We start from the raw sequence: 18,350 nt of genomic DNA on the forward strand, positions 1-18,350 counted from the left end.
GCTGGCGGCGCTGGAGGAGATCGTCGAGCAGGGCGAGGGCACCGCCCGCGGCGGCGTCTGGGACGGCGACCAGGACGTCTTCCACCCCGAACGCGGAGAAGTCGGCCATTACTACCGCTTCCAGGAGCTCAAACTCGGCCGCCGCTACCAGCGCGGCGACACCCCCCAGTCCGGGCCCACCGGGGAGACGATCTCGGTGGACCTGACCGGCGTACGTCCGATGCGCCACAATCCGCGGCTGTCCGACCACGAGCCGGGCAGCGCGATCAGGACCGCGCAGGAGGAGTTCAACCACACCTACTGCGCGGTCCTGCACCTGCTTGAACGGGCGTTCAACGGCAGCCCGAAGCTGCTCAGGGTCGCCACCGGCTCCATGTACGCGCTCAAGGGCCAGGCCCAGGCCCTGATGCGGATGCCCGACGAGGACGGCACCACGGCCGGCCCCACCTTCGAATACGTGCCGCCCGAGCTGCGCCGGTGGAGCGTCGGCGACCGGCAGCGGATCGTCGTCCTGCGCGACGGCCCGTACGTCGTGTACGGCGGCGTCCCGCTCAGGCGCAAACGCAAGATCGTCTCTGCCGAGAACAACGACGCGCTGACCTGGAAGACCGGCGAGCCCCTGGAGACCGAGGACACCTACGCGCTGTGCCGCTGCGGCCACTCGTCGTCGAAGCCGTTCTGCGACGGGACCCACGCCGTGATCGGGTTCGACGGCACGGAGAGCGCGGTCATGCGGCCGTACAAGGAGCTGCAGCACGTGCACGACGGGGTGGGCATCTCGGCCCAGCGGGTGGGGGAGCTGTGCGTCCACGCCGCCTTCTGCATCGGGCGCACCAGGCCGATCGCCGCGATGCTCGCCGACACCGGCGACAGCGACGTGCGCTCCACCATCATGGGCCGCATCGACCACTGCCCCTCCGGCTCCTACAGCTACGCCCTGGAGCGCGGCGGCGAGACGATCGAGCCCGACCTGCCGCAGGCCGTCTCGGTCCTGGAGGAAGAGGACGGGCTGGCCGGCGCGCTGTGGGTGACCGGCAAGGTGCCGGTCCTGCGGTCGGACGGCCGGCCGCTGGAGACCCGCAACCGGATGACGCTGTGCCGCTGCGGCCATTCCGGCAACAAGCCGTTGTGTGACGGCACCCACCGAGAGATCGGCTTCCGCGAGGAACCCGCCGAACTGAACACCCGAAAGGTCCCCTCATGAGCGAGCAGCCCGTCGTCGTCCTGGTCCACGGCGCCTTCGCCGAATCGGCCGGCTGGAACCGCGTCATCCGGCGCCTGCACGGCAACCAGCTGACCGCCGTCGCCGCGGCGAACCCGCTGCGCAGCGTGGAGGGCGACGCCGCGTACGTGCGCGACGTGATCAACGGGATCGGCCGCCCGGTCGTCCTGGTCGGCCACTCCTACGGCGGCATGGTGATCACCGAGGCGGCGGCCGGCAACCCGGCCGTGCAGGCCCTGGTCTACGTCGCCGCCTTCGCCCCCGAACCCGGCGAGAGCGCCTTCCTGCTGTCGGGCAAGTTCGAGGGCAGCACGCTCGGTGGGGCGCTGGAGGTCTACCCGGTCGCCTCCGGCGGCAACGAGTTCCGCATCGCCGCGGACAAGTTCCACCACCAGTTCTGCGCCGACGTCGACGCCGAGGAGGCCGCGCTGATGGCCGCGACCCAGCGGCCGGTGACCGAACGGGCGCTGACCGGCGGGCTGGCGGCGAGCGAGGCGGGCTGGCGTACCACGCCGTCCTGGTTCGTCCACGGCGAGCGCGACCTCAACATCCCGGCCGCGGCGCTGCGCTTCATGGCCGAGCGGGCCGGTTCCCGGGGCACCCGCGAGATCGCGGGCGCCTCGCACGCGATCGCGGCGTCCCAGCCCGACGCCGTGGCCGCCGCCATCCTCGACGCCGCCGGCCACGTACGGGGCTGAACGGGGCTCGCCGGCCGGTGGTGAATCGATGTGGACAGCGAAGGCGTGGGGAAAGATGCATGTGGAATCACTGGAACAGGCAAGCGCACTCGAACAGGCTGCGTCCGCCTTCGTCGAGCTGCGCCCGCGTCTGTTCGGCATCGCCTATCGGATGCTCGGCAGCGCGGTGGAGGCCGAGGACATCCTTCAGGAAGTCTGGTTGCGCTGGCAGAACACCGACCGCTCGTCCGTCGAGAACCCCCCGGCCTTCCTGGCGTTGATCACCACCCGCCTGGCCATCAACGTCGCCCAGTCCGCCCGTTCACGGCGCGAGGCCTACATCGGGCCCTGGCTCCCCGAACCGGTGGACACCAGCATGGATCCCACGCTGGGCGCCGAACGGGGTGAAGCGCTCGAGCTGGCCTTCCTGCTGTTGCTCGAGAGGCTCACCCCCACCGAGCGGGCCGCGTACGTGCTGCGCGAGGCCTTCGTCTACCCCTATCCGCAGATCGCGGAGATCCTGCAGGTCAGCACGGTCAACGCGCGCCAGCTCGTGAGCCGCGCCCGCAAACGTCTGACCGCCGCGCGACGCGAGCCCATCGACAAGACGGAGCATCGGCGCCTCCTGGCGGTCTTCCTCGACGCCGCCCAGACGGGGAACGTCGCCGCCCTCGAAGATCTCTTCGCCGCCGACGCCGTCAGCTCCTCCGACGGCAACGGCATCCGAGGGGCGGCGCGATTCCCGCTGCTGGGCGGCGCGCGCGTGGCGAAGTTCCTGGCCGCGTACGCGCCACGGTTCTGGCCGGGCGCCGACATCACCTGGGTCGAGGTGAACGGGCGCGCCGGTGTGCTCGTCCCCCGCAACCGCAGCGAGGTCACCCTGCTGACCATCGAGGCCTCGCCGCAGGGCATCCACCACGTCATGTGGATCGTCAACCCGGCCAAACTCGGCGCGTTCGAACGCTCACGCGGGGGTTAGACGGGTTCGGCCGGCCCGGGGTGTCACAACAAGAGCGGCTGTCCTGTCTTAACTGCCGACTCCGAAAGAACAGAGGACATCGTGCGGACGACCCCGTTGGCCGGCGGCCACGCCGGCACCTCCAGAGCATGGAGACAGGCCTGCTCTTCTGGCTGTGAGGGCGGCCGGACATGACCGACGTGAGCGCCGGGACGCTGGCGGAGATGCTCGACGAGCGGCAGCATCTGCTCGAGATCGCGTTGTGGATGTTCGGCTCGGAGGGCACGGCTGACCGGATCGTCCAGGAGACCTATCGCCGCTGGTACGCCCTCGGCGACGAGGAACGCGCCGGCATCGCGGTGCCGCGCGCCTGGCTGACGCGGGTCGCCGGAGGCATCTGCCTGGAGCTGCTCGCCGCCGCCCCGATCCTCGCCCCCGACGCCTTGCGGGGACCTGGTACGGCCGGAGCGCTGCCCGTACCCGGCGCGGCCGGGGCGCCGTTGCCTGCCGCAGCCCCGGCACCCCGCCCCGAGCCCGCCATGCTCCCGGCTCACCAGCAGGCCAGGCCGGAGCGGGCGATGCTCACCCGGCACGACCGTGTCGCGCGCCGCTTCGCCGCGGCATGCGACCCGGGGGACACTGCGGCGCTGCGGGCGGTCCTGGCCGCGGACGCGATAGTCGTCAGCGACGGTGGCGGCAAACTGCGCGCCCCTGTACGCCCGATCCACGGCGCGGACGCGGTCGCCCGGTTCGTCACGTCTTTGCTGGCCGGCCAGCCCGGCATCGAGGTGGCCGTCGAGTCCGTGAACGGCCGTACGGGCCTGGTGCTGCGCCAGTCGGGCCGGGCCGTGGCGGTGGTCGGCGTGAGCGTCGCCGGAGCCGAGATCACCGCGGTGTGGATCGTACTGAACCCCGACAAGCTGCGGCGCTGGCACCGCCCATGACCAGCGTGCCCCCACCACAGGCGCCTCGTGCGCCGCTGAAAGGCGGACCGGTGAACGACCCGATGCTGTCCACGGAGCACGACTACAGCGGCTCCACGTTCAAACCCCTCTACCTCACCCGCGTCGCCGTCAGCGGCGGCAGCTCCGCCCACGGCCGCGCCACCGGCCGGGCCCGCTCCGCCGACGGCACCCTCGACCTGCAGCTGCGGATGCCCGAGGAGCTGGGCGGCGACAACCTCGGCCCGAACCCCGAGCAGCTCTTCGCCGCCGGATACGCCGCCTGCTTCCACGGCGCCCTCAGCCTGCTGGCCCGCCGGCACCTCCTCGACCCCGCGTCGATCACCGTGGAGGCGAGCGTCGCCTTCGGCCGCGATCCGGCCGACGGCGGCTACCAACTGAGCGCCGACCTCGTCGTGACCTGGCCCGGAGTCGACCGCGACCGGGTCACCCCGCTGCTCTCCCAGGCCACCGCGCTGTGCCCGTACGCCAAGATGACCCGCCAGGGCATCCCCGCCACCATCAACCTCGCCCCCTGAGACCACCCCGCCACGGGGCTGCGTGAACGCCACCAGCCCCTCAGCATCGAGCTGGAGGTGACCGTCGGCCCGGCGGCCACGCTGCGCCGGATGGCCGACAAGGGCCTCCTGGACCTGGTCTTCGGCGACCCCACCGTGATGCCGGAGTCCACGGTGCGCCGGCAACGGCAGGTGCCGCTCCTGTGGACCTGCGCGCCGGGCTTCGACGTGGGCGCCGATCCGCTGCCGCTGGTGATGTTCTCGCCACCGTGCCGGTGGCGGCAGCCGGTGCTGGACGCGCTCAGCCGCCATGGCCTGCGCTGGCACATCGTCTTCCAGAGCACCAGCCTGCCGGTCATCCAGTCGGCGATCTCCGCCGGCGTCGGACTGGGTTCGCTGCTCGTGGACAACCTTCCGCCGACGGCGGTGCGCCCCTCCGGGCCGCTGCCGCCCGCCCCGCTGGTGGACATCGCCATCGCCCGGCGCGCCGGCACCGACACCGACGGCGCCCTCACCACCCTCGAACGGCTGCTCCGCCGCGCCGCCTGCAACAGCCTGCCGCACGAAGAGCCCTCGATGGCGTGAAGCCCCGCGCCGATCAGGTCGGCGAGGCCACCCGTCAGCGGAAGGCGGCGATGTGGCGCCGGGCCCAGCCGGCGAAGGTGCGGGGCGCGCGGTGGGCCACGTCGAGCAGGCCCGGCACGACTATGACACCCGGCCGGGCCGTCAGGGGCCACGTGATCTTTGCGGGCAGCCGCTCATGCTGCTATCTTGTCCAGCGCAAGACACGTTCGTGGCAACAGGGACTCTTCGAGGGAGGTGAGGTTAAATGACCGTCGTGGTGATGGCTGCCATCTGCGGCACTCGGTCCATCCTCACGTCCCCGGGCCTTGGCTGACCTTTCCAGGCGCCTTCCCTGGCGCGGATGCGGCATGACCCATCCGCCAAGGCCCCTTTTCTGCAAAGGGTTCCATTCCGTTGTCATTCGAGCATTCCTTTGACGATGGCCTGTCCGCGTACGGCTGGGACGCAGGGCTCGAACAGTCCTTCGCCTCCTACCGCTCCGCGGGGCTCGTCCCCGCCCGCGTGGTCGGCGTCGACCGCGGCGCCTGCGACGTCATCACCGAGACCGGCCCGCTCCGAGCCGGCCTTTCGCTCCCTGTGGTGGCCGATCCGGTCGAGTCCCCGTGCACGGGCGACTGGGCGGCGCTGCGCCCCGGCCACACGCCCGAGCTGGTCGCGCTGCTGGCGCGGCGCAGCGTCATCATCCGGTCGTCGGCCTCGCGTTCCTCCCACGGCCAGGCCCTGGCCGCCAACGTCGACACGGCGGTCGTGGCCGTCTCGCTCGGCGGCCCGCCGAATCCGAGCCGGATCGAGCGGCTGCTGGCGCTGGCGTGGGAGAGCGGCGCGCAGCCCGTGATCGTCCTGACCAAGGCCGACCAGTCGGCCGATCCCGGCGAGGCGGTGCGCTCCGTCGCGGAGCTCGCCCCTGGTGTGGAGATCATCGCCACCAGCGCCGCCACCGGCCAGGGCATGGACGTGCTCGGCGCCGTGCTCACCGGCACCGTGGTCCTGCTCGGCCCGTCCGGGGCGGGCAAGTCCACGCTGGGCAACGCGCTGCTGGGCACCGAGGTCCTGGAGACCGGCGCCGTACGCGCGCAGGACGGCAAGGGCCGCCACACCACGGTCCGCCGCCGGCTGGTCCCGCTTCCCGGCGGCGGCGTGCTGATCGACACCCCCGGTCTGCGTGGCGTCGGCCTGCTGGACGCCGACGAGGGCCTGCAGCAGGTCTTCGCCGACATCGAGGAGTTCGCCGAGCAGTGCCGCTTCAGCGACTGCGGCCACGACTCCGAGCCCGGCTGCGCGGTCCAGGCGGCCATCGCCTCAGGTGATCTGAGCGAGCGCCGTCTCGACAGCTACCGCAAGCTCCAGCGTGAGAACGCCTGGGCCAGCTCCCGCAGCGACGCGCGCCTGCGCGCCCAGCACGACGATCGCAAGAAGGCGATCACCCGCTCGCTGCGTGAGACCTACGCCTTCCGGGACCGGCAGCGCCGGTCGTGACCCGGGCGCGAGCATGCCCGCGGCCTTCTGCGCAGCACCGTGCGGAACCTCGCCGCGGCGAAGTCCGCCGGCTACGCATACACCGGCCACGTCCTGCGTACCCCACCACCACCCCCATGACCACGACGAAAGACGAGCACACCATGTCGCACACCTGGATCACCCGCCCCGAGACCCCGCAGGACATCCCCGCCATCCGCGCGGTCGCCCTCGGCGCCTTCCCCACGCCGCTGGAGGCCGACCTCATCGAGGCGCTGCGCGTCGATGAGGCCTGGTCGCCCGAGCTGTCCATCGTCGCCCAGGCCCCCGACGGCACCGTGGCCGGGTACGCGCTGCTCACCCGCTGCCACGTCGGCACCGCTCCGGCCCTGGCGCTGGGCCCGTGCGCGGTCCTGCCGCAGTACCAGCGGACCGGCGCCGGCTCGGCCGCCATCCGCGCCGGCCTGCAGGCCGCGCGCGACAAGGGCGAGAACCTCGTCCTCGTGCTCGGCCACCCCGAGTACTACCCGCGCTTCGGCTTCACCCCGGCCTCGGCGTACGGGATCCGCCCCTCCTTCGAGGTGCCCGACGAGGCGATGATGGCGCTCGTCTTCGACGACACCGTCCCGGTGCCCAGCGGCACCATCGTCTACCCGGCGCCCTTCGGCGTCTGACGCTCACCGGGCCTGCCCGGGACCCCCGTCCCGGGCAGGCCGCCCCTCCGCTCTGGGCGAATCGGGTCCGCTGTCAGTGAACCCGGCTGGGTGCCCGGCGTTGGCGGTGATTGGCTGTCGGGATGGAAATCTTGGTTCTGGGGGGAACGGCGTGGCTGGGCCGGGAGCTGTCGCGGCAGGCGATCGAGCGCGGCCATCAGGTGACGTGCCTGGCGCGCGGCGAAAGCGGGCAGGTCGCGGACGGAGCGAGGCTGGTGGCCGCCGACCGGCGTGACCCTTCGGCGTACGAGCCACTGCTCGACCGCGAATGGGACGCCGTCATCGAGGTGTCATGGCAGCCGGGCTTCGTGCGTCAGGCCCTGCACGCGCTGGGCGGCCAGGCCCGGCACTGGGCCTACGTCTCCTCCGTCAGCGCCTACGCCTTCCATGCCGCCCCGGACGCGGACGAGTCCACGGCCCTGCTGCCCGCGGCCGATCAAGACGAGGTCGACCTCGACCTGTACGGCGAGGCCAAGGCCGCCTGCGAGCTGGCCTCCGCGGCGGCCGTGGGCGAGCGCCTGCTCATCGCCCGCGCCGGCCTCATCGGCGGGCCGGGCGATCGCAGCGGACGCACCGGCTACTGGGTGACCCGTGCCGCCCGCGACCGGCAGGGGCCGATGCTGGTGCCCGACACGCCGGACCTGCCGACCCAGGCGATCGACGTACGTGACCTGGCCGCCTGGCTGCTGGACGCCGGGGAGAAGGGCATCACCGGCACCTACGACGCCGTCGGGCCGGTCGTCTCGTTCGGGGAGTGGCTCGAGCTGTCCCGCGCCGCCGGCGGGCACACCGGCCCCGTGGTCACCGCCGAGCCGGCCTGGCTGCTCGCGAACGGCGTGACCGCGTGGATGGGGCCCGAGTCGCTGCCGATGTGGCTGGTCGAGCCGGGCTGGGAAGGATTCTCGTCCCGGACCGGGGCCGCGGCGAGCGCCGCGGGCCTGCGCCATCGGCCCAGGGCCCAGATGCTGGCCGACACGCTGGACTGGGAGCGTGAGCAGGGACTGGACCGCACACGGCGCGCCGGCCTCAGCGCCCAGCGGGAACGCGAGCTGCTCGACGCCCTCGGCTGACGGCCCGCGCCGGGCGGGGTTCCACCGCGGGTTGAAGCTCTCCCGCCCACCGGCCCAGCACCGTCGCCCGGCAGGCGGCGCGAACTTTCCGGAATCGGTTCAACGACAGCCTTGAAGCCATGAGTGCTGACGACGACGAAACGATGGCCGGTGAGTCTCACCCCGGGACGGGACTGCCGGGTCCGATGATCGTGCTGGCGGGCGGGGTGCTCGTCGGCGCGATCAACATCTACCTCGCGGCGAGCCTGCTGCCGACCGCGGTCGCCGACCTCGGCGGCGCGAGCTTCTACGCCTGGAACATGACGATCTACCTCGTCGCCATGGTGGTCGCGACGATGCTCGCCGGCCGTTCCCTGTCGCGGTGGGGGAACGTCGGCGCGTACCTGATCGGCTTCGCCACCTTCACGGCGGGCTCGCTGGCCTGCGCGCTGAGCCCGGCGATGGCGGTGCTGCTGGCCTCGCGCGGCCTCCAGGGGCTCGGCGCGGGGCTGCTGTCCGGGCTGGGGTTCGCCGTCATCCGATCGGCGCTGCCGCCCCGGCTCTGGACGCGCGGCACCGCGCTGATGTCGGCTATGTACGGTGTCGGCAACTTCGCCGGTCCGGCGCTCGGCGGCCTGTTCGCCCAGCTGGGCTCGTGGCGGCCGGCGTTCGCGGTGATGGCGGTGGTCTCGGCGGTGTGCGGCGCGCTCGTGCCCCGCGTGCTGCCGAGCGTGCTGCCGAGTGGTGAACGCGGCGACCCGCGCCCGCCGGTCCCGGTCGTGTCCCTGCTGCTGGTCACGGCGGCGGCCGGGGCCGTGAGCGTGGCGGGGGTGCTGGAGGGCACGTTCGCGAAGGCGGCCGGCGTCGGGGTGGCGTTGCTGCTGGTGGCCGGGTTCGTCGTTCATGAGCGGGGCAGTGAGCTGCGGGTCTTCCCGCGTACGACGTACCAGGGCGGTTCGTCGTTGAAGTGGGTCTACCTGACGCTCGGGCTGCTGGCCTTCGGGGTGGCGGCCGAGTCGTTCCTGCCGCTGTTCGGTCAGCGGCTGGCCGGGCTGGCGCCGCTCGTGGCGGGGTTCTTCGCCGCGGCCATCTCGTTGGGCTGGTCGCTCACCCAGATCGGCAGCTCGTTGGTGACGGGCGGGCGCGCGGTGCGCCGGTTGCGCGTGCTCGGCCCGTTGCTGCTGGCCGCCGGCCTGCTCGTGCAGGGGCTGCTGCAGCGGGAGGAGGCGCCGATCTGGCTGGTGGCGGTGTGGGTGCCGGTGCTGTTCGTGGCCGGGGCGGGGATCGGGCTGGCCTATCCGCATCTGTCGGTGGCCGCGATGTCCAGTACGCGGGATCCGGAGGAGGGCAGGCGGGCGGCCGCGGGGATCGCCACGGTGACGAGCCTGTCGATCGCGTTCGGTACGGCGGTGGCGGGGGTCCTGGTCAACCTGGGCGGCGGGTCAATGCTCGACTCGGCGCGGTACGTCCTGTTCGGGCTCGCGCTCCTGTGCGCGATCGGCGCCCTGACCGCGCACGCGGCCAACCGTACGGACCCCTCGCCCACCACACGCCCGCCTTTGACCCGCCCGGCCACACGTGCTGATGGTGGCGGCCGTTCACAGCAGTAGTGCGGCGAGATCCTCCCATTGACGCAGGGGCGGCCGATCCGGTGCGGCCGTCAGCACGTGCAGGCTGACGTGGTCCGCGCCGGCCTGGAGGTGCTCGCCGACTCGGCGGGCGACGTCCTCGGGGCCGCCGGTCGCCACCAGCGCGTCGACCAGCCGTTCGTCCAGCGACTCGGCGTCGTCGAAGCCGAGCTGGCGCAGCAGCGTGAGCCGGTTGGGCAGGGCGGCGGCCGCGTGGGCGCGGGCCAGCTCGGCCGCGCGGCGGCGAGAGGGGTCCAGGACGGCGAGCTGGGTGACCGCGAGCAGCGCCCGCGGCCCGAGCAGGCCGCGGGCGTGGCGGGTGTGCGCGACCGGCATGCCCAGGGGGTGGGCGCCCGTGGCCCGTTCGGCGGCGAGCCGGAGCATCTTCGGGCCCAGCGCGGCCAGGACCCGAGGCGCCGCGGGGACCGCGGGGCCGAACGGGGCGGCGTCCATCGCGTCCAGGTAGGCGCGCATGGTGGCGACCGGCGGGCCGAAGCGGTGGCCGCGTACGTCGGTGACCAGGGCGGGGTGGCCGACTCCGAGGCCGAGCAGGAACCGTCCGGGGAACGCCTCGGCCAGGGTGCGCTGGGCGGCCGCGGTGGTGACGGCGTCGCGGGCGTAGATGGCGGCGGTGCCGGTGGCCACGACGGTCCGCCGGGTGTGCGACAGCAGCAGGGACGCCTGTGCCATGGCCTCGCGGCCGGTCGTCTCGGGGAACCACAGCGCCGGGTAGCCGAGGTCCTCGACGGCCGCGGCGGCTTCGCGCAGGACGGGGCCGGGGTAGCGGTCCAGCTCGCCCGCCCAGATGCCGACCCGTCCGAGCTCGGGTGCGCTCATCGGGTGCTCTGCGCGCTCAGGAAGCCGTCGATCTGGGCCGCGCCGGTGCGGGCCAGCCAGGTGCGCAGGTCCATCAGGTCGGGGTGCAGCGCGCGGGCGAAGGAGACGTCGGCGCGCCAGCCGCGTTCGTTGAGCCAGGTGTAGGCGAAGGCGAACTCCTCGCCGGCCCGGGCGATCACCTCGATCGGGAGCTGGACGTAGGGCAGCGGCCGGCCGATGGCCTCGGAGACGGCCGCGGCGATCTGCAGCGGGGTCAGCTCGTCCCCGGCCAGATCGACGGCGCGGCCGATCCACTCCTCCGGCCGGGCGAAGGCCAGGGCCGCGAAGGCGCCGACGTCGTCGACGGCCATGATCTGCTGCGGCACGGCGGGCTCGAACGCGGTGGTCACGGCGCCGTCGTGCAGGTGGTAGGCGCCGGTGTAGTTCTCCATGAACGAGACCGGGCGCAGGAAGGTCGCGGGCAGGCCCAACCGGGTGATGTGCTGCTCGATCCGCCACTTGCTCACCACGTTCCGCGGCAGTTTCTCGGTGTTGTGGCGGCCCGCGCCGGCGACCGAGGCGTAGACGAGGTGCCGCACGCCGGCGGCGTGGGCGGCGTCGGCGACGTTGCGGCCCCAGGCGACCTCGTCATCGGCGGTGAAGCCGGGCGGGGTGCCGGGGGAGCCGACGGTGGGCTGCACGCTGAACAGGCCGTAGGCGCCCTCGGCCGCGGCGGTGAGAGAGGCGGGGTCGTCCATCTCGGCGCGTACGAGGTGGGCGCCCGCCTGTGCCAGCGCCCGGGCCCCGGCGGCGTCCGGGTCGCGTGTCACCGCGCGGACCCGCCAGCCGTCGGCGAGCAGCCGGGCCGTCACGGCGCGGCCCTGCAGGCCGGTGGCCCCCATCACGACGATGGTCTTCACGTTTGTGTCTCCAGAGGGTAGGCATGCGGGGACCACCCACCTAAACGGGGTGGCCCTCCGGTTCTGGGTGAGTACGATATGGAGGGCCACCCCGTTTTGCAAGCCCGCTGGAGACCCGCATGCCGCACGACAGCCGTACGACGTCGCCCGCGCGGCCGATGCGCGCGGACGCGCGCCGCAACTACGACCGCATCCTGGCCGCCGCCGCCGAAGCCATCGCCGAGCAGGGAGCCGAGGCGTCCCTGGAGGAGATCGCCCGGCGCGCCGGCGTCGGCTCGGCCACGCTGCATCGGCACTTCCCCTCCCGGCAGCAGCTGCTGGAGGCCGTCTTCCGAGACAAGGTCGAGGCTCTGTGCGCCACCGCCGCCGACCTGGCCGGCGACCCGGACGCGGGGCACGCGCTGGTGACCTGGCTGGGCGCCGTCGCCACCCACGTCGTCTCCAACCGCGGCCTGGCTGCCTCGCTGATGCGGGGCGCCCACGACGCCGACCTGGGCGCCACCTGCCACACGATGATCGTGAACGCCGGCGACGACCTGCTGGCGCGCGCCCGCCGCGCGAACGCCGTACGAGCCGACGTCGCCATCGTCGACCTGCTCACCCTCGTCAACGCCATCTGCCTGGCCGTCGAACACGAGCCCGACGGCGCGGCCCAGGCCGACCGGCTGCTCAACCTCGCCCTCACCGGAGTGGGCCCCGCACGGGAGACAACGGCGCGTCCGGGCTGAGAGATGATCGCCGTCGTCCGCAGGGGGGAGAGCGCTGCACACCTGATCTCTCTCAACGTGGCGGCGCCGTCGCACGTCCCGCACGCCGCCCTGGCTCCCGGCGGGTCGCGCGTCTTAATGGAATGGAGCCGCCGCCGCGGTCCATGGTAGGTACTGTCGACGTGGAATTCTTCTGTTACCACCGTGACCGGTCCGACACCGCCGCGTTGCGCGACAAGCTGCTGGAAGAGCACTGGTCCTACATGGACCGGTACGCGGCACAAATGATCGCCCGAGGCCCGACCTTCGGCCGCGGCAGCGAGACGGCCACCGGCAGCGTGCACATCGTCGACCTGCCGGACCTCGCCACCGCGCGTGCGTTCGTCTTCGATGAGCCCAACTACCAGGCCGGTGTGTACCGGGATGTGATGCTGCGGCGATGGCGTAACGTGCTGGGGCGCACCATGTGGGATTTCCCCGGCGGCCGCGAGGGCGGCAACCGGTATCTGGTGCTGGGCCTCGGCTCCGGGCAGGCCGCCGACCTCGTCCCGCCGCCCGACCGGGACGAGCTGATCGCGTACGGGCCGCTGCTGTCCGACGACGGCACCACCCGGCTGGGTACGGCGCTGCTGGTCCGTGCGCCGGACCCCGATGCGGCCCGCGCCGTCCTGACCCAGGACCGGTATGCCGACATCGAGGTGCACGACTGGGAGTTCGGCGGGCGCCGGTAACGACCACAGGGGACGTCATGCTCGTGCTGGGTATCAAGGTGCCGGACGACCTGATCGAACGGTGGCTCGCATGGTTCGCGCCGCCGGTGCAGCCCTTCGCGATCCCGCCGGACCTCGCCGGTTCCCTCAAACTGGACGATGACCGGGACCGGCTCACGCCCGAAGTCAGGGACACCTTCTGCCTCTACGGCCTGGGTTCGGCAGCGATCGTGTGGCTGTCGCAGGCCGACGCGCGCCGGCTACCGGTCGCGGTCAGGCGAAGCCAACCCACGCCGCACCGTTGGCCCGGCTCGATCGCCGGGCGTGAGGTCGAGACGGTCATCACCTACGTCGAGAAGGGGCGCCGCCCCAGCCGGCACGGCGACGTCGCCCCTGCCACCTGGGACGCCATCGCCTCCACGCTGCCGGGAGCGCGTCACCTTGCCGGGACCTTCCCCACCCGCAGCGGCCCCAACTGCTTCGGCACGGTGATGGCGGCCTGCGGTGTCGAGGGCGCGCAGGAGGCGTGGATGCTCCGCGAGCCGTTCGAAGACTGGCTCGCCGAGCACACCGCGAAGGGAGGCCACGACGACGAGCCGGGGACCGTCCTGGTGTGGCGGAGCGCCGATGGAGCCGCGCAGCACGCCGCGGTCACCCTCGGCGACGGCTGGGCGCTTCACAAGCCCTCACAGGGCTGGATGAGCCCGACGAAGGTCCTCGCATCGGGCGATGTGAAGTACAGCGCCCGAGCGAGGGGACAGCGTCTTCACCGGCACCACCTGCGCCGCGGGGTGAGGGCTCTGGCCTAGGCTTCGGCGCGCTTCTCCAGCCGGCTGCCACGCGGCAGGGTGACAGCCATGATGTTGCTGGGAATGTCCAGCTCGATACGGTGCCATCGCCCCCGCGGGACGATGGCGGCGGTTCCGGCGATCAACCTGATCTCCTCCTCCTCTTGCCCCGGCCGCTCCGGACGCAGGTAGAGGCGGATCTTCCCGACGAGGCAGGACACGACCTCCTCGGCCTCGGGATGTACCTCCCAGTGGTCGGCATGGACGTCGGCGCCGGTCTTGGCGTGGAAGGCCGTCAGCTGCCAGCCGTCCTGCTCGGTGTCCGCTTCGGCTTTCCCGGCGTGGATCTTGCCGCCTTGGTGCAGGTGAACAGAGGATGCGAAGAGATCGATCGGGTTGACAGTCATGCCGAGACGCCCCTTTCTACGGTTGTCGGATCGCCGGTCAATCCCGGGCGGAGAGCGAAACGCGGTCATCGGCCTGCTCGGCCCGCGCGGACGGATTGACCCGGCGCAGGACCGTGAGGGCGATGAGGATGGCGCCGAGCAGGAGCACGGCACCCAGGCTCAGGCCGAGCGCGTAACCGTCGTTGAGAGTCTCGGGCGTGACGCTCTGGCCGGTGCGGTTGTGCGCGACGGTGCCGAGGGCGGCCAGCCCGAGGGAGGCGCCGATCTGGCGCGAGCTGTTGAGCAGGCCTGAGGCCGTGCCGGTCTCGTGAGGCGCGACGCCGGCGGTCGCCGTGGAGACGACCGGCCCGAGACAGAGCCCGAAGCCGACACTGGCGACGATCGACGGCCCCAGAACGTCCGTGACGAAGGCGCCGTCCGAGCTGATCAGGCCGAACCAGGCCAACCCGGCCGCCGTCAGCAGCCCGCCGATGACCAGAAGGGTGCGCGGCGCGAGACGGTAGCCGAGTTTGACGGCCAGCACCGAGCCGGCGACCACGCCGAGCGCGAACGGCAGGAACTCGACCCCGGTCAGGGCCGGCCCCGTCCCGAGCACGCGTTGCAGGTAGAGGGACGCGAAATAGAAGGCCGCGGCCATGGCCGCCCCGACCAGGAGGTTGAAGGCGTTCGCGCCGGCGACCCAGCGGTTGGCGAACAGGCCGAGCCGGATCAGCGGCTCGCGGGCGGTGGTCCGCTCGACATGGACGAACGCGGCCAGCAGCACGACGGCGACCGCCAGCGTCGTCACGGTGACCGGCGAGGTCCACGCGTACTGGTCGGTGCGGACGACGCCGAACACCAGCAAGGTCATGCCCGCCGTGGCCAGGACCGCACCGAGCACATCCGGACGGCCGCCACGCGCCGGAGGCGGCCCGGCGGCCACAGCCCGCCAGGTCAACGCCAGCGCGCCGGCGGCCATGGGCACGCTCACGAACATCACCCAGCGCCAGCCGGCGTACTCGGTGAGCAGGCCGCCGATCAGGACGCCGAGCGCGCCCCCGGCGGCGTTCGTCGCGCTCCATGTCCCGAAGGCGCGGACCCGCGCCTTGCCCGCAGGGAACGTCGTGGTCAGCAGCGCCAACGCGGCCGGAGCCAGCGCGGCGGCCCCGATACCCTGCGCGGCCCGGGCCGCAATCAGATGGCCGGGTTCCTGAGCGAAGCCGCCGGCGAGCGAGGCCAGAGCGAACAGGGCGAGCCCGAGCATCAGCACCGGCTTGCGACCGTAGCGGTCGGCGGCCTTGCCTCCCAGCAGGAGCAGCCCGCCAAAGGTGAGCGCATAGGCGTGGATCACCCACGTCAATCCCACCGCGCTGAATCCGAGGCCCGCGGCGATCTGCGGAAGCCCCACGTTCACGACCGACAGATCCAGCGACACCATGAACTGCACGACGGCCACCGCGGCGAGGGTGAGCCCCGGCCGGGCGCCCGACTCGACGACCACGCCTGCGCCTGCGCCTGCGCCTGCCGATGGTCTCCTGGATGTACGGGCTGGGGTTGTCATGACCGCAATCGTCGTCCCGCTGCTGCTCGGGGGCGTCCTGCAGGCGAAGTCATCTGCCGCTACCACCCCGGGACCGACGACCGACCGGACTACGACGCCGGGAGTAGTCGCGGATACGGCGCCGCCGAGACCGGAACCCACCCCGAGCCCCCGACTCACGGCGGGCCCGACCGGTGAAGGCTCAGGTCCCTACGAGCCCCCTGCAGGCTGATCGCGTCTGGAGCTCAGCAGCCTGATCAGCAGAAGAGACAGGGCGATTGCCGCTCCTGGCCCGACCATGATGACCACCATCCCGACTGCCCACCTTGTCGAAATGAGCCAGGCGGCCAGCACACCGGACATGACGATGTAGACGCACTCTGGTACCTGAGCCCGGCGACGATCGATGGCAAACGCCCCGCGCGGCGGCTCGCCCGTGCTGGTTTACTCTTGCGACAAAGCAGGCAGGAGAGGGGTTTGTGTGAAGCCTGGCGCGGATGGTCCACCCGTTTCATCCTTGGATGCCGTCCTCGAACGCATCACCTACGCCAACGAGGAGACCGGCTACACCATCGCCCGCGTCGCCACCGACCGCTCCGGCTCCGAACTGCTCACCGTCGTCGGCCCCCTGCTCGGCGCACAGGTCGGCGAATCGCTGCGGCTGCTCGGCCGCTGGAGCTCCCACCCCCGCTACGGCCGCCAGTTCGAGGTGCGCTCCTACACCACCGTCCTGCCCGCCACCATCCAGGGCATCCGCCGCTACCTCGGCTCCGGCCTGATCAAGGGCATCGGCCCCAAGATGGCCGAGCGCATCGTCGACCACTTCGGCACCGACACCCTCGAGGTCATCGAACAGCAGCCGCAGCGCCTGGTCGAGGTGCCGGGACTGGGCCCCAAACGCACCAAGATGATCGCCGCCGCCTGGGAGGAACAGAAGATCATCAAAGAGGTGATGATCTTCCTGCAGGGCGTCGGCGTGTCCACCTCGATCGCGGTGCGCATCTTCAAGCAGTACGGCGAATCGTCGATCTCCGTCGTCAAGACCCGCCCGTACCAGCTGGCCGACGACGTGTGGGGGATCGGCTTCAAGACCGCCGACACCATCGCCCAAGCCGTCGGCATCCCTCACGACAGCCCCGAACGCGTCAAAGCCGGCCTGCGCTACACCCTGTCCCAGGCCGCCGACGACGGCCACTGCTACCTGCCCGCCCCCAACCTCGTCGCCGACGCCGTCAAGATCCTCGACGTCCCGGCCGACCTCGTCACCACCTGCCTCGAAGACCTCATCGAAGCCGAAGGCGCCGTACGCGAACCCGTCCCGGCCGGCGACAACGTCGTACCGGCCGTCTACCTGCCGCCCTTCCACCGCGCGGAGAACTCCCTGGCCTCCGGCCTGCTCTCGCTCCTGCGCTCCGGCGCCGACCGGCTCAAGGCCTTCGCCGACGTCGACTGGGAACGCGCCGAGACCTGGCTGCACGGCCAGACCGGCGCCGAACTCGCCCCCGAGCAGCGCCAGGCCGTCCGCCTGGCCCTGACGGAGAAGGTCGCCGTCCTGACCGGCGGTCCCGGCTGCGGCAAGAGCTTCACCGTACGCTCCATCGTCCTGCTGGCCCGCGCCAAACGCGCCAAGGTCATCCTGGCCGCCCCCACCGGCCGCGCCGCCAAACGCCTGGCCGAGCTGACCGGCCACGAGGCCACCACCGTCCACCGGCTGCTGCAGCTGCGCCCCGGCGGCGAGGCCACCTTCGACCGCGACAACCCCCTGGACGCCGACCTCGTCGTCGTCGACGAGGCCTCCATGCTCGACCTGCTGCTGGCCAACAAACTCGTCAAGGCCGTCGCGCCGGGCGCCCACCTGCTGTTCGTCGGCGACGTCGACCAGCTGCCCTCGGTCGGGGCCGGCGAGGTCCTCAAAGACCTGCTCGCCGCCGACGACATTCCCCGCGTACGGCTGACCCAGATCTTCCGCCAGGCCCAGGAGTCCGGCGTCGTCGTCAACGCCCACCGCGTCAACACCGGCCACCACCCCATCCTGCAGGGCATGAACGACTTCTTCCTGTTCCCGTGCGAGGAGGCGGAGGACATCGCCGCCCTGACCGTCGACGTCGTCGCCCGCCGCATTCCCCGCCGCTTCGGCCTCGACCCGCGCCGCGACGTCCAGGTCCTGGCCCCCATGCACCGAGGCGCCGCCGGAGCCGGCGCCCTCAACACCGCCCTGCAGGAAGCCCTCACCCCCGCCCGCGAGGGCATGCCCGAGCGCCGCTACGGCGGCCGCGTCTTCCGCGTCGGCGACAAGGTCACCCAGCTGCGCAACAACTACGACAAGGGCGCCGCCGGGGTGTTCAACGGCACCGTCGGCATCGTCACCGACATCCGGCCCGACGAGCACAAGCTCACCGTCGTCACCGACGAGGAGGAGGCCGTCGACTACGCCTTCGACGAACTCGACGAGCTCGCCCACGCCTACGCCGTCTCCATCCACCGCTCCCAGGGCAGCGAATACCCGGCCGTGGTGGTCCCGCTGGCCACCAGCGCCTGGATGATGCTGCAGCGCAACCTCCTCTACACCGCCATCACCCGGGCCAAGAAACTCGTCGTCATCGTCGGCTCCCGCCGCGCCCTGGCCCAGGCCGTCCGCACCAAGGGAGCCGGACGGCGGCACACCGGTCTCACCCACCGCCTCTGAAGGGCCCTTTCCCAGTCACAAGTGATTGAAATGTGACCGAACTCTCCCAAA

General features: G+C 72.3%; 18 protein-coding genes. 14 read left to right on the forward strand and 4 right to left on the reverse strand.

From position 1 onward, the window contains the following. The 10 genes from ACIBI9_RS57300 to ACIBI9_RS57345 form a co-directional block, all read left to right on the forward strand. A partial coding sequence (locus tag ACIBI9_RS57300) for a CDGSH iron-sulfur domain-containing protein (RefSeq protein ID WP_397235853.1) occupies window positions 1-1,204 on the forward strand: 1,204 nt, incomplete at its 5' end. Next, window positions 1,201-1,920 carry an alpha/beta fold hydrolase gene (locus ACIBI9_RS57305; protein WP_397235854.1) on the forward strand — a complete coding sequence of 240 codons (720 nt, stop codon included), beginning with the start codon at window positions 1,201-1,203 and terminating at the stop codon, window positions 1,918-1,920. The genes ACIBI9_RS57300 and ACIBI9_RS57305, both read left to right, overlap by 4 nt. A gap of 61 nt (window positions 1,921-1,981) precedes the next feature. Continuing rightward, on the forward strand, window positions 1,982-2,878 hold the full coding sequence (locus ACIBI9_RS57310) for an RNA polymerase sigma-70 factor (protein ID WP_397235855.1): 897 nt from the start codon (window positions 1,982-1,984) through the stop codon (window positions 2,876-2,878). 170 nt (window positions 2,879-3,048) lie between these two features. Continuing rightward, window positions 3,049-3,801, forward strand: coding sequence for a nuclear transport factor 2 family protein (locus ACIBI9_RS57315; protein ID WP_397235856.1), 753 nt, complete (start codon window positions 3,049-3,051; stop codon window positions 3,799-3,801). 50 nt (window positions 3,802-3,851) lie between these two features. Then, window positions 3,852-4,337, forward strand: a complete 486-nt coding sequence (locus ACIBI9_RS57320; protein ID WP_397235857.1) for an Ohr family peroxiredoxin — start codon at window positions 3,852-3,854, stop codon at window positions 4,335-4,337. 51 nt (window positions 4,338-4,388) lie between these two features. Continuing rightward, the gene (locus ACIBI9_RS57325) at window positions 4,389-4,901 is read left to right on the forward strand and encodes a LysR substrate-binding domain-containing protein (protein ID WP_397235981.1); all 513 of its coding nucleotides are present in this window, start codon (window positions 4,389-4,391) and stop codon (window positions 4,899-4,901) included. Between the two features lie 393 nt (window positions 4,902-5,294). Further along, window positions 5,295-6,377, forward strand: a complete 1,083-nt coding sequence (gene rsgA, locus ACIBI9_RS57330; protein WP_397235858.1) for a ribosome small subunit-dependent GTPase A — start codon at window positions 5,295-5,297, stop codon at window positions 6,375-6,377. Between the two features lie 116 nt (window positions 6,378-6,493). Then, window positions 6,494-7,030, forward strand: a complete 537-nt coding sequence (locus ACIBI9_RS57335; protein ID WP_397235859.1) for a GNAT family N-acetyltransferase — start codon at window positions 6,494-6,496, stop codon at window positions 7,028-7,030. Window positions 7,031-7,152: 122 nt separating this feature from the next. Next, window positions 7,153-8,139 carry an NAD-dependent epimerase/dehydratase family protein gene (locus tag ACIBI9_RS57340; RefSeq protein WP_397235860.1) on the forward strand — a complete coding sequence of 329 codons (987 nt, stop codon included), beginning with the start codon at window positions 7,153-7,155 and terminating at the stop codon, window positions 8,137-8,139. 119 nt (window positions 8,140-8,258) lie between these two features. Next, on the forward strand, window positions 8,259-9,728 hold the full coding sequence (locus ACIBI9_RS57345) for an MFS transporter (protein ID WP_397235861.1): 1,470 nt from the start codon (window positions 8,259-8,261) through the stop codon (window positions 9,726-9,728). Here ACIBI9_RS57345 and ACIBI9_RS57350 read toward each other — a convergent pair. Beyond that, window positions 9,717-10,583 carry a TIGR03620 family F420-dependent LLM class oxidoreductase gene (locus tag ACIBI9_RS57350; protein ID WP_397235862.1) on the reverse strand — a complete coding sequence of 289 codons (867 nt, stop codon included), beginning with the start codon at window positions 10,581-10,583 and terminating at the stop codon, window positions 9,717-9,719. The genes ACIBI9_RS57345 and ACIBI9_RS57350 overlap by 12 nt on opposite strands. Continuing rightward, entirely contained in the window at window positions 10,580-11,482 is a 903-nt protein-coding gene (locus tag ACIBI9_RS57355; RefSeq protein ID WP_397235863.1) for an NmrA/HSCARG family protein, read from the reverse strand. Before ACIBI9_RS57355 ends, ACIBI9_RS57350 begins: the two co-directional genes overlap by 4 nt. Window positions 11,483-11,601: 119 nt before the next feature. On the opposite strand from ACIBI9_RS57355, the gene ACIBI9_RS57360 reads away from it, so the two are divergent. The 3 genes from ACIBI9_RS57360 (at window position 11,602) to ACIBI9_RS57370 (ending at window position 13,708) form a co-directional block, all read left to right on the forward strand. After that, window positions 11,602-12,210 (forward strand): TetR/AcrR family transcriptional regulator, encoded by a 609-nt coding sequence (locus tag ACIBI9_RS57360; protein WP_397235864.1) that lies wholly within the window; start codon window positions 11,602-11,604, stop codon window positions 12,208-12,210. Window positions 12,211-12,371: 161 nt separating this feature from the next. Further along, window positions 12,372-12,920 carry a YciI family protein gene (locus tag ACIBI9_RS57365; RefSeq protein WP_397235865.1) on the forward strand — a complete coding sequence of 183 codons (549 nt, stop codon included), beginning with the start codon at window positions 12,372-12,374 and terminating at the stop codon, window positions 12,918-12,920. Window positions 12,921-12,937: 17 nt separating this feature from the next. Beyond that, window positions 12,938-13,708 (forward strand): hypothetical protein, encoded by a 771-nt coding sequence (locus ACIBI9_RS57370; RefSeq protein WP_397235866.1) that lies wholly within the window; start codon window positions 12,938-12,940, stop codon window positions 13,706-13,708. Here the strand turns inward: ACIBI9_RS57370 and ACIBI9_RS57375 are convergent. Together ACIBI9_RS57375 and ACIBI9_RS57380 are read right to left on the reverse strand one after the other, a co-directional pair. Beyond that, entirely contained in the window at window positions 13,705-14,163 is a 459-nt protein-coding gene (locus tag ACIBI9_RS57375) for a cupin (RefSeq protein ID WP_397235867.1), read from the reverse strand. The two genes, ACIBI9_RS57370 and ACIBI9_RS57375, sit on opposite strands and share 4 nt — an antisense overlap. Continuing rightward, window positions 14,132-15,574, reverse strand: a complete 1,443-nt coding sequence (locus ACIBI9_RS57380) for an MFS transporter (RefSeq protein WP_397235868.1) — start codon at window positions 15,572-15,574, stop codon at window positions 14,132-14,134. Before ACIBI9_RS57380 ends, ACIBI9_RS57375 begins: the two co-directional genes overlap by 32 nt. A gap of 520 nt (window positions 15,575-16,094) precedes the next feature. Here ACIBI9_RS57380 and ACIBI9_RS57385 point away from each other — a divergent pair. Then, window positions 16,095-18,299, forward strand: coding sequence for an ATP-dependent RecD-like DNA helicase (locus ACIBI9_RS57385; RefSeq protein WP_397235869.1), 2,205 nt, complete (start codon window positions 16,095-16,097; stop codon window positions 18,297-18,299). The last annotated feature ends 51 nt before the right edge of the window (window positions 18,300-18,350 follow it).

This window comes from Nonomuraea sp. NPDC050451 (genome assembly GCF_044458585.1).